At 40.1% G+C, this 16045-nt stretch carries 15 protein-coding genes; 9 read left to right on the forward strand and 6 right to left on the reverse strand.

The window, feature by feature from the left end; genetic code table 11:
- Nucleotides 1–142 precede the first annotated feature (142 nt).
- Nucleotides 143–1669, reverse strand: a complete 1527-nt coding sequence (gene purH, locus H8B06_RS00565) for a bifunctional phosphoribosylaminoimidazolecarboxamide formyltransferase/IMP cyclohydrolase (RefSeq protein WP_190992340.1) — start codon at nucleotides 1667–1669, stop codon at nucleotides 143–145.
- Between the two features lie 337 nt (nucleotides 1670–2006).
- Between purH and H8B06_RS00570 the strand changes: the two genes are divergently transcribed.
- Both H8B06_RS00570 and H8B06_RS00575 read left to right on the forward strand, forming a co-directional pair.
- Entirely contained in the window at nucleotides 2007–2660 is a 654-nt protein-coding gene (locus tag H8B06_RS00570) for a 3-keto-disaccharide hydrolase (RefSeq protein WP_190992341.1), read from the forward strand.
- Nucleotides 2661–2667: 7 nt separating this feature from the next.
- On the forward strand, nucleotides 2668–3339 hold the full coding sequence (locus H8B06_RS00575) for a class I SAM-dependent methyltransferase (protein WP_223857394.1): 672 nt from the start codon (nucleotides 2668–2670) through the stop codon (nucleotides 3337–3339).
- A gap of 26 nt (nucleotides 3340–3365) precedes the next feature.
- Here H8B06_RS00575 and purN read toward each other — a convergent pair whose 3' ends face one another.
- From purN to H8B06_RS00600, 5 genes are read right to left on the reverse strand one after another with little or no spacing between them, the layout of a single operon-like run.
- The gene (gene purN, locus H8B06_RS00580; protein WP_130141033.1) at nucleotides 3366–3941 is read right to left on the reverse strand and encodes a phosphoribosylglycinamide formyltransferase; all 576 of its coding nucleotides are present in this window, start codon (nucleotides 3939–3941) and stop codon (nucleotides 3366–3368) included.
- Between the two features lie 56 nt (nucleotides 3942–3997).
- Entirely contained in the window at nucleotides 3998–5440 is a 1443-nt protein-coding gene (locus H8B06_RS00585) for a serine hydrolase domain-containing protein (RefSeq protein ID WP_190992342.1), read from the reverse strand.
- A 25-nt stretch (nucleotides 5441–5465) separates the two neighbouring features.
- Nucleotides 5466–6203: a LytR/AlgR family response regulator transcription factor gene (locus H8B06_RS00590; RefSeq protein WP_190992343.1), complete on the reverse strand. Its 738-nt coding sequence runs from the start codon at nucleotides 6201–6203 to the stop codon at nucleotides 5466–5468.
- Nucleotides 6196–7233, reverse strand: a complete 1038-nt coding sequence (locus H8B06_RS00595) for a sensor histidine kinase (RefSeq protein WP_190992344.1) — start codon at nucleotides 7231–7233, stop codon at nucleotides 6196–6198. The genes H8B06_RS00590 and H8B06_RS00595 overlap by 8 nt, the downstream gene beginning before the upstream one ends.
- Before the next feature lie 6 nt (nucleotides 7234–7239).
- On the reverse strand, nucleotides 7240–8133 hold the full coding sequence (locus H8B06_RS00600; protein WP_190992345.1) for a LiaF transmembrane domain-containing protein: 894 nt from the start codon (nucleotides 8131–8133) through the stop codon (nucleotides 7240–7242).
- 242 nt (nucleotides 8134–8375) lie between these two features.
- Between H8B06_RS00600 and H8B06_RS00605 the strand changes: the two genes are divergently transcribed.
- From H8B06_RS00605 to carA, 7 genes are all read left to right on the forward strand, one after another.
- Nucleotides 8376–8699, forward strand: a complete 324-nt coding sequence (locus tag H8B06_RS00605; RefSeq protein WP_130141028.1) for a DUF3276 family protein — start codon at nucleotides 8376–8378, stop codon at nucleotides 8697–8699.
- Between the two features lie 90 nt (nucleotides 8700–8789).
- Nucleotides 8790–10916 carry a S9 family peptidase gene (locus tag H8B06_RS00610; RefSeq protein ID WP_190992346.1) on the forward strand — a complete coding sequence of 709 codons (2127 nt, stop codon included), beginning with the start codon at nucleotides 8790–8792 and terminating at the stop codon, nucleotides 10914–10916.
- Nucleotides 10917–11048: 132 nt separating this feature from the next.
- Nucleotides 11049–11840, forward strand: a complete 792-nt coding sequence (locus H8B06_RS00615) for a beta-carotene 15,15'-monooxygenase (RefSeq protein ID WP_190992347.1) — start codon at nucleotides 11049–11051, stop codon at nucleotides 11838–11840.
- A gap of 9 nt (nucleotides 11841–11849) precedes the next feature.
- Complete coding sequence (dxr, locus tag H8B06_RS00620; RefSeq protein WP_190992348.1) at nucleotides 11850–13004, forward strand: 1-deoxy-D-xylulose-5-phosphate reductoisomerase; 1155 nt, start codon at nucleotides 11850–11852, stop codon at nucleotides 13002–13004.
- A gap of 24 nt (nucleotides 13005–13028) precedes the next feature.
- A complete protein-coding gene (rseP, locus tag H8B06_RS00625) occupies nucleotides 13029–14348 on the forward strand; it encodes an RIP metalloprotease RseP (protein ID WP_190992349.1) in 1320 nt (439 codons plus the stop codon).
- A 107-nt stretch (nucleotides 14349–14455) separates the two neighbouring features.
- A complete protein-coding gene (locus H8B06_RS00630; RefSeq protein WP_190992350.1) occupies nucleotides 14456–14656 on the forward strand; it encodes a YwbE family protein in 201 nt (66 codons plus the stop codon).
- Nucleotides 14657–14869: 213 nt separating this feature from the next.
- The gene (gene carA / locus H8B06_RS00635) at nucleotides 14870–15970 is read left to right on the forward strand and encodes a glutamine-hydrolyzing carbamoyl-phosphate synthase small subunit (protein ID WP_130141022.1); all 1101 of its coding nucleotides are present in this window, start codon (nucleotides 14870–14872) and stop codon (nucleotides 15968–15970) included.
- Nucleotides 15971–16045 lie beyond the last annotated feature (75 nt).

Raw genomic sequence — 16045 nt, forward strand, 5'->3', positions numbered from 1 at the left:
GACAATAATCGCAGGCTGGGGAGCTAAGAAATTAGGACTTGGCTGTTTTGGAACCATTATAGCCTTTATTATCATTTATTGGCTTTTGGGATATTTATAAAAGGGCAGTGCCATAACGGAAGCACCGCCCTTCTTTTATATTTTAGTGTTTAAAGTGTCTTACACCCGTGATGACCATGGCTACTCCTTTTTCGTTTGCCATATCAATAGATAACTGATCCTTAATCGATCCACCCGGTTGTAGTACAGCCGCTACGCCAGCATTACCCGCAATTTCTACACAGTCTGGGAAGGGAAAAAAGGCATCGGACGCCATTACACTTCCTTTAATATCGAAACCGAAAGATTGTGCCTTTTCGATAGCCTGTTTCAAAGCATCTACACGTGATGTTTGCCCAACACCCGAGGCAATCAAGGTATTGTTTTTCGCAAAAACAATCGTATTCGATTTGGTATGCTTTACAATTTTATTCGCAAAATAAAGATCATTTAATTGCGCTGCAGTTGGTTGATTTTCGGTGACCGTAGTCATCGCCTCAGGGCCTTCTACCGTGTGGTCTTTATCCTGTACGATAACACCGTTCAATAACGTTTTGAACAGCTCTTTAGGTAACTGAACATCCTTACGTTTTAAAATGATACGGTTTTTCTTTGTCGTCAATACATTCAACGCCTCCTCCGTATAGGAAGGGGCAATAAGTACTTCAAAGAAAAGATTATTGATTTCCTCTGCTGTTTCCTGATCAATCTCTCCGTTGGTGATCAATACACCTCCAAATGCCGATACTGGGTCACATGCCAAGGCATCAGTCCACGCTTGTTTGATGGTAGGACGCGAAGCCACACCGCAAGCGTTTGTATGCTTTAGAATGGCAAATGTCGGATCGTTAAACTCATCAATAATAGCAACGGCTGCGTCCACATCCACCAAATTGTTGTAAGAAAGTTCTTTTCCATTTAACTTGTCAAACATAGCGTCCAAATCGCCGAAGAAAGTTCCTTTTTGATGTGGATTTTCGCCGTATCGCAGTGTCTGTGCCTGTTGAACCGATTGCTTAAAAACGGAAAGAGGATTTTCTTGGTTAAAATAGTTAAAAATCGCTGTATCGTAGTGAGAAGAAGTATGGAATGCACGTTTGGCAAACTCTTTACGTTGTGTCAATGTCGTTTGCCCTTCTTGCGCCGCCAAAATAGTTTCAAGCTCTTGGTAATCACTTTTAGACGAGATAATAACGACATCGTTAAAATTTTTCGCGGCAGCACGGATCAAAGAGATGCCGCCGATATCAATCTTTTCGATAATATCTTGTTCTGAAGCGCCAGAAGATACTGTTTCTTCGAATGGGTAGAGGTCCACAATAACGAGGTCAATTTCCGGAATTTCGTATTGCGCCAATTGTTGTTGATCACCTGCTAACGGGCGACGTGCTAATATGCCGCCAAATACTTTCGGATGTAGCGTTTTGACACGGCCACCTAAAATAGAAGGGTAGCTGGTTAGATCTTCAACCGCAATAACGTCGATTCCTTGTTCACGGATGAACGCTTCCGTACCGCCTGTAGAGTAGAAAGTAACTCCGAATTTATGTAGTAGTTTAATGAGGGGGGCTAAGTTGTCTTTGTAATATACAGACACCAAAGCATTTTTAATCTTAACAGGATGATTCATATGTGTAAACATTGTTTTTTAAAGACCATATGGAATACCCAGATCATACTCATTTGCATTTGTGTTGTGACAAACATGGATATTTCATTGCTCAATTTTTGGAGTGACAAAGATAAGAATTTAAGCGTTGGAAAAAACATTGCCTTTTAAATTTCAGTGATATTTTCTACATTTATGCTGTAGGTCGATAAAGAATAGATTATAACGAAGCCGAATCGTGAAAAATCGGATCTTCCTATGAATGTACAATCTTATCTATATGCATATTAATAATATAAATGTAATTAAACTCTTCTGCCTTTCGATTTTATTATCTTTTTCAGCGTGTGGTGATTCGATGGATACAGCACCAAATACACTAAGTGACGATGAAAAAAAAGAGGGATGGGAATTGCTTTTTGATGGAGAGTCCTTGTCCAATTGGCATGTGTATAACCGCGGTAATACGTCATCTGCTTGGGTCGTACGGGGAGGTGTTCTTTATTGCGATTCCAACAGTGATCTCAAAAAAGGAGATTTGGTCACAGATAAAGAATTTGAAAATTATGAGTTGACATTTGATTGGCAATTGGAGAGAGTTGGAAATAGCGGTGTTTTTGTGAACGTTCAGGAACGACCGGATATTGATGCAACCTACCATTCAGGCCCGGAATATCAGCTTTTGGAAGATTCACATGCCGATTTTGAAAAGCCGTTGAAACGATCAGGCTGTTTATATACATTTTTCCCGCAGAAGAACTTCGTCAACACGAAAAAAGTAGGTCAATGGAACCATTCTCGGATTATACAAAAGAATGGAAAAACGGAATTCTATCTTAATGGTAATATGACGGCTCAAGTAGATTTCAACTCCACAACCTGGAAGAATTTAGTTACTAGAAGTGCATTTAAGGACTATCCAGAATTCGGAAAACATAGCAAAGGACGAATTGCTCTTCAGGACTGGTCGCGGGGAGTATCTTTCCGAAATATCAAGATAAAACAGCTTTAAGGAACAAATGGGAGAAAGTACGATGGCCGACAACAAAGAACTACAAGAATTAGCTTCGCAACTACGGCAACCACAAGGTGATAAAGGTGTTAAAGTTGCCGAAATGATGAATGAAACGAATATCAACATGACGCTTCATTCCATAAAACGACTGAACCTACAAGCAGGAGAACGCATTTTGGAGCTCGGACATGGCAATTGTGGTCATCTTGTACAACTGCTTGAACAAAAAAGTAACTTAAGTTATTACGGTTTGGAAATGTCTGCTCTTATGCAGGAAGAAGCACAACGTTTAAATCAGCAATTTTTCGATAACGGACAGGCTAGTTTCTATTTGTATGATGGCTTACACATTCCCTTCGAAAGCAATTTCTTTGATAAGGTTTTTACAGTAAACACAATTTATTTCTGGAAGGAACCGGAAGAGTTGTTAACGGAATTGTACCGTGTGATAAAGCCAGGGGGGATATTAAATATTACCTACGCTCAAGGAGATTTTATGAAACAACTGCCCTTCGTTCAATTTGGTTTTACACTTTACAACGACGAAAAAATCAAAAAACTTTTCGATAATACTGCATTCTGTCTCGTGGAGGCAGAAACACAGACGGAAACTGTTAAAAGTAAAACAGGAGAGACTGTGGACAGAACGTTCACTACAATTACGGTAGAGAAATAAATATATGAGCAGGATTAAAAATCCCGTTAATTATATTTTTTCAATAAATTCTCGATAATTTTTGGGAAATATTGATGCTCCAATTGCTGTCCTTTGAATTTAATGACGTCCAACGTATCGTTTGGTTCGATCTTGAATTTTGCTTGGTGGATAATCTCCCCTTCATCGAAGTTTTCATTCACGAAATGGATAGTGATGCCATGCTCTTCGTCTCCGGCTTCAAGAACAGTTTTATGTACTCTATCGCCATACATTCCTTTACCGCCGTACTTAGGAAGTAAAGCAGGATGGATATTGATGATTTTATTGGGGAATGCCTTTAACAGATTTTCAGGAACTAACCATAAAAAACCAGCTAAAACAACGAGGTCTATTTCTAAGCGTTTTAAAATATCAATGAGTTCATCCGTCTCATAAAATGTTTTCTTGTCAAAAACATGAGATGGAATTTCGAAGTTATCGGCACGTTGTAGAACATAGGCTTCAGGATTATTACTCAACACCAAAGCTACTTCGGCCAGATTGGAATATTTAAAATGCTCCATAATTTTCTGTGCATTTGAACCTGAGCCGGAAGCAAAAATAGCAATGCGTTTTTTCACGATAATATATCTTTTATGTTATAAAGTTGATTTCTATCCAAACTTAGGCAATTTTTTTATTCCGCTAACAATTTCTCCATAATTTCCGTACTGATGGGATGCACACTTTCAGCAGCATTAGATAAAATAACGACTACTGTTTTGGTGTCTGGAGAGAGGCCGATAAAGGAACTGCTGCCAGCTGTTTCTCCCGTGTGATGAAAATATATAATACCGTCGAGCATATTCATATGCCAAGCCAAACCAATATCCATATTATCGGGGGTGAAAAACGTAAATTGTCTTGTCAAGGCCATCGCGTTCTGTAGTTCGTTTTCCGGCATTTTAAATTGTTCGACAGCAAATAGCATAAGATCTTTTATATTGGATTTTAGACCGCCTGCACCCATCATCGCTTTCCAGCGCCACAACGGCGTTATGTTTCCTTGTTTATCTAATCCGGGAAGCACCGCCTGCTGTTTTTGATCATTTGGCGTGTCTACCGTGTTATGAAGCTGTAAAGGTGTGAGAATGGTTTCCTGTAAACACTGTATATACGGTTTCTTATTTATAATTGCGATTAGTTCACCCAGTAGGCCATAGCCGAGATTGCTGTATTCATATTCATCTCCTGGTTCCCGGGAAGCCTTGTAATGCTGGAGAAAATTGAAAAGAGCTTTTTGATCATAAGCCGCAAATGGATCTTTTTCGTCAAATCCTGCAATGCGATCCCAGTTGCCTGCCATGCGGGGAAGACCTGAAGTATGGTTAGCTAAGCTTTTAAACGTAATTCCTTTAAGCGCCGGATTGGAAGCAACGGAATCCGGTAGAAATGTTGTTATAGGATCATCTAGCTGAATAACGTCTTTTGTAACGAGATCAGCAAGCAATGTCGCTGTGAATACTTTGGTAATTGACCCAATTTCGTACAGTGTATTTTCAGCGGGAAGTGTGTTATTTCCTTTCTCCGTTTCTCCATACAGAAATGTTTTGTATTTATTTCGATGGAAAATCGCTACAGCTAAAGACTGCGTATTGCCCTTTTTAATATAGCTGTTGGCGACAGAGTCTATATAGAAATCTAGCGGTGTTTCTGTTTCTACCTGACTGATTACTTCTTCCTTTTCTGGCTTTTCAATTTCTTTGCTGTTGTTGTCGGCAGCGGTAAAAGCCAAAGTGGTATAGCGATATGTACTATCTACGGCCAGTTTCGCAAGCAATTGTCGCTCGTCGGTAAAATATACGCGATAAGTGGCGATCTGGCCTTTAAAATCTTCTACTTCCACATCTGTTATTCTACCCAACTGGTAAAGGTTTTGCAACATAAAGGAAAGCTGATCTTTAGTGACTTGCTCTTTAAAGCCCGCAGAAGCTAAATTGTATATCGAATCGGTCATCTGCGTGTTGATGAAAAATTCTATTTTATTGAAAACAGCTCGATTGACCTCTTCTGTTTTCGTTTGTCCAAATCCCGTCAGCGCAACGCACATCAACAGTAAGAAAAATAACTTGCGAATCATACCGCAAAACTACGCAAACAAATGTTTATAAGCCAATTATTTGTTTTAAACGCGCGTATCCCGATTTACTGATGTTGATTTTTTCGCCTGTCAGCAAAGTGGCGATGTAACTTTCTTTTTCCATCGGTTCAATTTTGGCAAGTTGATCTACTTTAGCGATAAACGAACGATGTACCCGGACAAATTGTTTCGGATCTAGTTGTTTCTCGAACGAACTCATCGTTTTGTTTTTCAGAAACATACCGTCTTTTGTGTGGATTTTTACATAGTCGTCATACGCTTCCAAAAAAAGAACTTGCTGCACGGGAATAATCTTAATCTGCGAGCCATTTTTAACCACAATACGTTCTAATGTTTCTTCCGCTCGAACAGCTTCCAGTTTTGCGGAAGTCTCCTTGGATGTGTTGCCCTGATGGTTGTTTCTGAATTTCGTTAATGCTTGTTCAAACCGGTCCTTGCTGATGGGTTTGAGGAGATAATCTATTGCGTTTTTCTCAAAAGCTTTGATCGCAAATTCATCAAAAGCAGTCGTAAATATGACGTTCGGCATCTCGTCGAGGATTTCTAACATCTCAAATCCAGTCAGTTTTGGCATTTGGATATCTAGAAAAATGAGGTCAGGACGCATCTGTTGAATCATTTTTGCCCCCTCGAAACCATCTCCACATTCAGCAACTAACTCAATGTCCTCTTGTGGTTGTAAATATTCAGCGATAACCATCCGTGCTAAGGGCTCGTCGTCTATAATAATAGTCTTAATCATATTGTGGGATTTTTAAGGTCGAAGTAAATGTATTTTTATGAATAGAAGTTTCCAATAAGTCTGTACGACTATATAGCAGGAACAGCCGTCGTTGAATACTGGAAAGTCCGAACCCAGTACCTTTTCGGCTTTCGAACTGATCGGCATCAAACGGATTGGTAATCGCGATATACAGCATGTAATCTTCTACACGGATATCGATGGTGATTTCAACTTCACCAATCACATTGTACAGGCCAAACTTAATGGCATTTTCCAGTAACGGTTGGATAATCATGGAAGGAACCTTAGCTTGATTTGCCTCCTCCTGCAAATGAAAAGTCGTCGTTAAGCGATGTCCGAACCGTACTTTTTCTATATCAAGATAGAGTCTTAAGTGCGCGATTTCATCCGTGAGTGGAATCAACTGTTTATCATCTTTCCGCATTGTTCCGCGTAAGAAATCGGAAAGTTGAAATGTCATATTGCGTGCTTCATCTGGCTTGATGCCGATGAGGGCAATGATAGAATTAAGACTGTTGAATAAAAAATGAGGCTGAAGCTGTTGGCGTAAATTATACAATTCTGCATCCCGTAAAATACGCTCGGATTCCTCCTTTCTCTTTTTATTTTCCTCATATTCTTCCTGAATATTCCAAAAAACATTGATAATAGTTATGCACAGCAACAACAAGAAGTTGATGATAAAGCGGTAGGGCAAGACTTCGTAGAAATGGGTAAGCGAAATGTCGTCAAAAAATTGGTTTAGAAAGAATATGGACAACCCTATGCTAACGACCGTTAACGTCAGGCATATCACGATAATTTTTACATACTGGTTTTTGCGTGGTAAATAGAATTGAAGTGTGCTATATATAAGATAACAACAGATCGTTATGGACAGTGCACCAACTAAAGGCTCATAAGGTGAGATTGGTTTCGGACTGAGGTCCCACCACAGTAAAAAATAAGAAACGGCAAAGTACAAGATGCAGATCGTCCATGCACTAACATGTATCAAACGGTTTTTTGTAGTTAGTTTGAAGGTCATCTTACATTAACTATTTTTTATCGTGATACTGCCAAATATGGATGTGCCTGTGATGTATAAGCACTTGTTCTGATCCTTTACATTCGTGAGGATAGCGCGGCGGTCGTCATTTTCACTCAAAATTGACGATGCTGTAGTTGCTACTATCCAGTGCGGCGGTACAATAATCTTTGTGCTGCCAAATAATTGAAATACATCTAGTGCAACAGGTTGTTTGATGTCAGCTTGTAGCAAGTTGATTTCGGTACTACCAAAAAGATTGGTCATGTTGCCACCGAGAAAATTTTTGGAAAAAACAATTTTCTTGGCGTAGCCAAATATCGATTCTACCTTAATATAATTCTCACCTTCGTAGACATACCCCTTTTTCTCGCGTTGACGGTCTCCGTTATCTCCTTGGTTATCGGGCTGCTGAAACGGCGGAGCATAGGTCGTGGTCTCTGGTTCTGTATAGATGTCCACACGTTTATCCCAGTCAAATTCATCGACTTCCCAGCTTCTAGACGGCTGAGGAGGAATGGGTGGAACAGGGGGAGTGGTAGATTGGTTCCGGTTCCGCACGATAAAATAGATACCTATGGTAATAGCTGCGATGGGGAAGACAACCCCCCAAAAAGGAAGATCAATTAATCTTTTGATAACAAATAGTCCCCCCATGGCAATTAATATGACGGAGGATTTGTTTTCAAACTTAGAGTTGATTCCGATCACGATCCCGATGATAATCAAAATCATCTCCCAACCAAAGACTTCTCTTACAAACGGCAAGCCTAGATCCAGGTTGCGCATCAAGAGCGCCGCGCCCAGGAATACAATCGCAAACCCAACGATATTTGCGCTTTTATTGTTACCGCGAGGGGGAATAGGAGGTGGTGTTTTATGATCTCTTTCTCTTTCCATTACTACTACTGTTATATGTTTGATTCAAAAGTAATGCAATACTTAATAATACGTTAGCCAAAATAGGCAATACGATGCACTTTTTCGGTAAACACCGTACTTTTTTCGGCGAAACCTGCATGGACTACCAGAAGACGTATATAAAAATAAACGAACATTTTTTAATTAAATTTGGAAACATGAAATTAATTATTATATATTTATAGCGAAAAAGGATTTAAACTTAAATACTTACAATACTAATGGGAGATTTTGAAAACAAAGAGCGTGAAGAGGTATTTTCAAAAAAGGTGAGAGCGGGAAAGCGTACTTATTTTTTTGATGTAAAGGCAACTCGTTCTAACGATTACTATGTAACCATCACAGAAAGCAAAAAACGTTTTGAAGATGGACAATTTATTAAGCACAAGATTTTCTTGTACAAAGAAGATTTTGAAAAATTTGCTGAAGGATTGACAGACGTGGTGGACTATATTAAGGCTAACCAGGAAGTTGTTGAAAAACGCTATGAGCCAAATCAAGAGGACTCCGCCGAATATGCGCAGAAGGACGATTATTCTTTCTAACATATTTGAACTTAGAAAACATATGGAGCCACTATGAAGTGGCTTTTTTTATGATATTATTGTTAATTTCGTGGCTTATTAATGTCAATTATGCATAAGGTTATCATTAATTCGCTCGTCGTAGTTGGGCTATTATTCACAGCTCCAGTGTGTGCCCAAAAGAAAGCATTGAATTTTGCGCAATCGTGGGGTCAGGAAATATCGGTCACCAAACCGATCAACCAATATACAGGTTGGGCAGACAACGATCATTATATCGAGCGTGATCGTAAAGATGGGCGGCTTTATCAAATACATGTGACAACGGGTAAGCGTACACCCTATACACCGCCTGTTAAATCGGACACGGAAGTGTTTGTTAAGAATAATGATGTTTACATCCGTTACGGAAATAGTCCGGATAGACGCTTGACACACTCCCCCGACGTGGAAGAAAAGAATCCCACGTTATCGCCAGATGGAGAATATGTAGCGTTTACACGCAATAACGATCTATATAGTGTCAAAATAGACGATGGAAATGAAGTTCGTTATACGTCAGATGGTACAGATGTTATCTACAACGGTTGGTCTTCCTGGGTATATTATGAAGAAATTTTAGGACGTGCGACAAATTATAAAGCATTTTGGTGGTCACCAGATAGTAAACAATTAGCTTTTATGCGCTTTGATGACACGCAAGTGCCGATGTTTCCCATTTACGTTTCTGAAGGACAGCACGGTTATTTGGAAGAGACACGTTACCCCAAAGCAGGAGATCCGAATCCAGAAGTAAAAATAGGTTTTGTAAAAGTAGAAGGATCACCAATTATTTGGGCGGACTTTAACGAGCAAGACGACCAATATTTTGGAGAGCCTTATTGGAGTTTCGACAGCCAATCCATCATGGTACAGTGGATGAACCGGGACCAGACGAATCTGAAATTCTATTCGGTCAATCCTATCAATGGTACTAAAAACGAAATATATGACGAACAGCAGCCGACTTGGATTAACCTAGATCATAGTGAGCGCATAACCTACATGGCGGACAATAAACACTATATTTTGAAATCAGATCGTACGGGATGGGCACATTATTATCTTTATACATTGGATGGTAAGTTAGTTAACCCACTAACGTCGGGCGACTGGCAGGTGACATCATTAGCGCTCATAGACGAGAGACACAAAGTGGTGTACTTTACCGCTCGTAAGGAAAATTCCGCCACAGTAGACCTTTATCGCGTAGACTATTCCGGAAGGGGATTGAAACGCTTAACGTTTGGTAACTATACACATCAGGTAAAAGTTTCTCCAGATGGGAGGTATTTTATAACGGACTATTCCAATGTATCTACTCCCAATAAAATTGCGTTGTTAGATAACAAAGGTAAGCTGGTAAAAGAATTGGCGGACAGTAAGTCCATTGACTTTGATCAGTACAATGTGGGTAAAACCGAATATTTTACGATCCCTTCGGATGACGGGAAGTTTGATTTACCCGTTATTATAACCTATCCTGTAGATTTTGACGAAACGAAGACGTATCCGGTAGTTATGAGTATCTATGGTGGACCAGATGCCGGAACGGTGAAAAATACATGGAAAGGCACTTCGAGCCAATATTGGGCAAAAGAAGGCATTATTCAGATTACCTGTGATCACCGTGCTTCCGGACATTTTGGTAAGCAAGGTGTTGCGTGGATGCATAGAAACTTGGGTAAATGGGAAATGATAGACTATATTACCATAGCAAAATGGTTAAAAGCAAAGCCATGGGTAGCAGACGATAAGCTACTGATTACAGGACATAGTTATGGCGGTTATATGACCTGCTTAGCATTGACAAAAGGAGCAGCTTATTTTGATTATGGTATTGCAGGTGCTCCTGTTACCAGTTGGGAGTTATACGATACCCACTACACCGAGCGATGGATGGATACACCGCAAGATAATCCGCAGGGATATCATGACGGCTCGGTATTGACCTATGTTAATCAATATAAAGGGAGACTTCGGATTATGCATGGGGATATCGATGATAATGTACATATGCAGAATACCATGCAATTGGTGGATGCATTGACAGATGGCGAAGTTCCATTTGAGTTCATGATTTATCCCGGTAGCCGTCATGGGTTTGCACGCTCAAAAACAGCGTATGATTTTAAAGAGCGGGTTCGCTTTTATTATCAGTACCTGTTGGAGAAAGCGGTGCCGGAAGATTTTAAATAAATTACGCATCCTAGTTTTTTCTTTTAGGTATTATGCATTTATGTTTATTTCAAGAAGTATGCACGAACTCATTTAAAATTCGGTTAGTGAATGCAGGGCATTTTATTTAGGTTTGCATAATTATTTGTCAGCATGTTACAATATTTAAAGCAAAGCACATTTAAGGCAAACGAGGTTTTTATAAAAGCTATAGGTCTCTTGAAAAGCCATTACTTTTCAATTGCAGGACTTTGCTTTTTATTATTTATTACATCCAGCCTATCATCCTATTTGGCCTTTACATTGGCAGAGGCCAGTGGAGGTGTCGTGAAAGGATTGTTATGTTTTGTTTTTGTAACGTTGTTTTTCGGAACGCAATTGGTACTGATAAAAAGAGCTTTATTGCTTGCCAGAGGTGTTGAGCACGCAGATTTCAAAGATTATATTCCATCGGCAAAACAGTTTGTGAATTTTCTGATGGGCTTTATACTCTATTCTTTTTTATTAGGGATCGTCTATCTGCTTTCCTCCTTGTTGAGTTTTCCGTTACTGTATTTGGGAGCGGATATGGAAACATTGAGTATGGAAGTTAATCCGTTTCTAACGGGTTTGATTATGATGTTTGTATTGCTTCGCATTACTTTTTTTCCCTATTTTATCGTGGATAAAAAATATAATCTTTTTCGGGCCTGCCGTTTAAGTATAGCGCTGACTAAGGGTAATGTTCTGAACTTGTTGTTACTCCTGTTTGTGGTCGGAACAGCTTATATGCTTCAGGTCTCATTTGAGTATTTAGGTTACTTTATTATCGCGAAAATCTTCAGTGCGATCAATACATTTGTGATTATACCATCGGTCAGTCTGGTGATGGCAACGGCTTATCATAATATGATGAAAGATTACAAAGGAGGGGATGATCCACAATTATTAAGGAATATAATTTAAACAGGTATTTTGAAGAAGAAAAATATTGCCATATTAGGTTCTACGGGGAGCGTAGGTACGCAAGCTTTGGACGTAATAAGGGCATTGCCGGAGTTGTTGGAGGTTTCGGTGTTGACTGCGAGTGCAAATGCTGATCTGTTGATTGCTCAAGCACAGGAGTTTAGACCAAAAGCGGTCGTGATTGTCTGCGAAGAAAAATATACACAGGTAAAAAGTGCACTAGAAGGTTTGGGAATAACCGTGCTCGCTGGTGAAAAGGGTTTGGAAGAAGTCGTGCAGTTTGAGGAAATTGATATGGTTCTAAACGCCATTGTGGGGTCGGCGGGCCTACGCCCGACGGTTAAAGCGATAGAGCGGAGAAAAGATATTGCGCTGGCAAATAAAGAAACTTTAGTAGTGGCAGGTGCTTTGATGATGGATTTGGTTCATCAATACGGTGTCGCTATGTTACCGGTGGATTCCGAACATTCCGCTATATTTCAATGTTTGGTAGGTGAGCAGCATAATCCGATAGAAAAAATATACCTGACTGCTTCCGGGGGGCCGTTTAGAGGAAAAGATCGTGATTTTTTGGCGACTGTTACGAAACAGCAAGCATTGAAACATCCTAACTGGGTGATGGGTGCTAAAATAACCATAGATTCTGCGTCTCTCATGAATAAAGGATTAGAAGTGATTGAAGCAAAATGGCTTTTTAATCTGGCTGTAGAGCAGATTGATGTGATTGTTCATCCCCAATCGATTATCCATTCGGCGGTGCAGTTTCAGGACGGCTCCATGAAAGCGCAAATGGGGGTGCCAGACATGAAACTGCCGATTCAGCATGCATTGACCTATCCGTATCGTCAATCAAATTCATTCGAACGGTTTGACTTTATGAAGTATACTTCTTTGACTTTCGAGGAGGCGGATAAAGATACTTTTCGTAATTTGGAACTCGCATATCAATCCCTGAGAGATGGTGGAGACCGGCCTTGTGTATTGAATGCCGCGAATGAAGTTGCGGTGGCTGCGTTCTTGGCAGATGAAATTTCCTTTTTAGGGATGAGTGATTTGATTGAAGCGACAATGTGTCAGCAAAAAATGGTCAAAAACCCTTCTTTGGAGGATTTGTTAGCCATAGATAAGGAGACAAGGATTGTGGCACGAAGTTTAGCAAAATAAGAAATAAGAAGATTAATTTAATAAATGGGAACATTGATAATGATTGGACAGGTGATTTTAGGCCTGTCGATTTTGATAATATTGCACGAGCTGGGACACTTTCTGGCTGCGAGAGCATTCGGTATTAAAGTAGAAAAATTCTACCTTTTCTTTGATGCATGGGGAGTCAAACTTTTTAAGTTTAACTATAAAGGCTGTGAGTACGGGATTGGTTGGCTGCCGTTGGGTGGATACGTGAAGATTGCGGGTATGATTGACGAATCTATGGATACCGAGCAGCTGAAACAAGAACCCCAGCCATGGGAGTTTCGTTCTAAACCTGCGTGGCAACGTCTTATTGTGATGCTGGGCGGGATCATTGTCAACGTCATCGTGGGAATCGTTGTTTTTTGGATGTTAGCGTTTAGTTATGGAGAAAGTGATATTGATAACAGCAAATTAGCTTATGGTGTGGCTCCCGGTATTATCGGTAAGGAGGTTGGTATCCAACCCGGAGATAAGATCTTGATGGTCAATGGCAAACCCGCAATAGCCTTCCATACGGATATATTGGGTGCAGAAGTCATGATGGGCGGTGCGATTCTTACGATAGAAAGAGATGGGAATCAGCGAGAAATCAGCATACCTTCTGATATTCTAAATAAGGTGGCCGATCATAAAGCATTTGAATTTGCGCAGCCTCGCCGTAAAATGAGAAGCGTGAGCGAAATCCAGAAAGGTTCCGAGGCGGAGCGTATGCAATTTCAAACTGGAGATAGTATTCTTGCCGTAAATGGTACCCCAACGATATTTTTTGATCAATTTTCGGACGAGATTAAAAAGAATGTCAATAAATCGATAAATATTAATATTATAAGAGACGGCCGGGAACTGAGCCTGGCAGGCGGGGTAGATTCTACCGCTACGATTGGTGTCATCTTGATGACGGAAGAATTGCCGATAACCGCACATACATATGGCTTCTTAGAATCCCTGCCTATTGGCGCGAAACGAGCTTTCGAAGTGATTACTGTTAATATAAAAGGTTTTGGTAAGATCTTTAAAGGTGATGTGCGTGCGGATAAAGCCTTGTCCGGACCGGTAGGAATAGCCAAGATGTTTGGTACGGAAGTGAATTGGGGTAAGTTTTGGAGTTTAGTTGGGATGCTTTCCATGGCATTGGCATTTATGAACCTACTCCCGATACCTGCGTTGGATGGTGGTCACGTGTTGTTTTTGTTGGTCGAGATGATTCAGGGGAAACCATTAAGTGATAACTTCCTCGAGAAAGCCCAAATGGTTGGTTTCTTCATCTTAATAGCATTGATGTTATTTACACTTGGTAATGATATTATTAAGTGGTAATGCGTTAAGAGTGATGAGGGATTAGAAAGTGAGGGGGTTAAAAAGTTAAAATACTAAAACTGTTACTGATCACTGATTACTGCACTGATCACGAATTACGAGAAAAAATGGACGGAAAAACGAGAGCACATATAAAGCCGGGCATGGTGGTGAATATTGTGTTAAAAAAAGATCAACGTACCGGTAAATTGACAGAAGGTATTGTAAAGGATTTGCTTACTTCGGCACCTTTTCATCATCGCGGGATTAAGGTGCGGTTGGATGACGGGCAGATTGGCCGGGTACAAGAGATATTAGAAGAGTTATAATTTATATCTCATCATTTGTGAAAGAACGTTTTATTTGTTACCTTTGTCTCCCGTGAAAAATCAGGTAACATGTCTCGTCGCAATATCGCAAAGTTTCAATGTTTACATTGATTCACTACATATTTGATTTATTTTTAGCCCGTTTGGGCTTTTTTTATGTCTATAGCTACAAGAAAAAGATTACAGGAAATATTTAAATAGAGGAATAAGCGAATGACCAACTACAGTAAACTACCAGCCATTTTGGTGCTTGAAGATGGAACGGTTTATCACGGTAAGGCAGCCGGAAAAATCGGTACAACGACAGGCGAGATCTGTTTTAATACAGGTACGACCGGTTACCAGGAAATCTTTACAGATCCATCCTACTACGGGCAGATCATGGTAACGACCAATGCGCATATTGGTAATTACGGAATCGACGAGGACGATACAGAATCTGAAAAAATTCAAATTGCCGGTTTGGTCTGCAAAAACTATAATATCAATTATAGCCGTCAGATGGCAGACAGATCTATTCAAACCTATTTTGAAGAAGAAAATTTAGTTGGCATATCGGATATTGATACCCGTTCATTAGTGCGTCACATACGAAACAAAGGTGCGATGAATGCCATTATATCATCGGAAACGTTGGATGTCGCCGAATTGAAGGCCAAACTCGCACAAGTGCCGTCTATGGAGGGTTTAGAGTTATCTTCTGTCGTATCGACTAAAGAACCTTATTTTTACGGAGAAGAAGGTGCTCCTACCCGTATAGCCGTATTAGATTTAGGAATCAAAAAGAATATTTTACGCAACTTTGATGCACGCCAAGTCTATGCTAAAGTATTTCCAGCCAAGACTACCTTTAAAGAAATGGAGGAATGGAATCCCGACGGATATTTTATATCCAACGGTCCTGGTGATCCGGCAGCAATAGATTATGCGATAGAGACGATCAAAGAGATCGTAGCCGCAGACAAGCCGATGTTTGGTATATGCCTGGGGCATCAGATGCTAGCCTTGGCACACGGAATCCGTACAGAAAAAATGCATAATGGACATCGCGGTATAAATCACCCGGTAAAAAATATAATTGCAAATCGGTGTGAGATTACCTCACAAAACCACGGATTTAGTGTCGTAGCGGAAGATCTGGAGAAGTCAGACAAAGTAGAGGTGACGCACATCAACCTAAATGATAATTCGATTGAGGGAATCCGGTTAAAAGGAAAGAAAGCCTTCTCCGTACAGTATCACCCGGAATCATCGCCAGGTCCTCACGACTCACGCTACCTGTTTGATGATTTCATTGCTATGGTGAAAGCGTAATAATAAAGAGAAAATGCATACATTTCCGCTATAAAATAGTTCTGGATGGCTGAGGAGAACGAAATGAATTTATTT

It is taken from the genome of Sphingobacterium micropteri (assembly GCF_014692515.1).
Classification (GTDB): Bacteria; Bacteroidota; Bacteroidia; order Sphingobacteriales; family Sphingobacteriaceae; genus Sphingobacterium; species Sphingobacterium micropteri.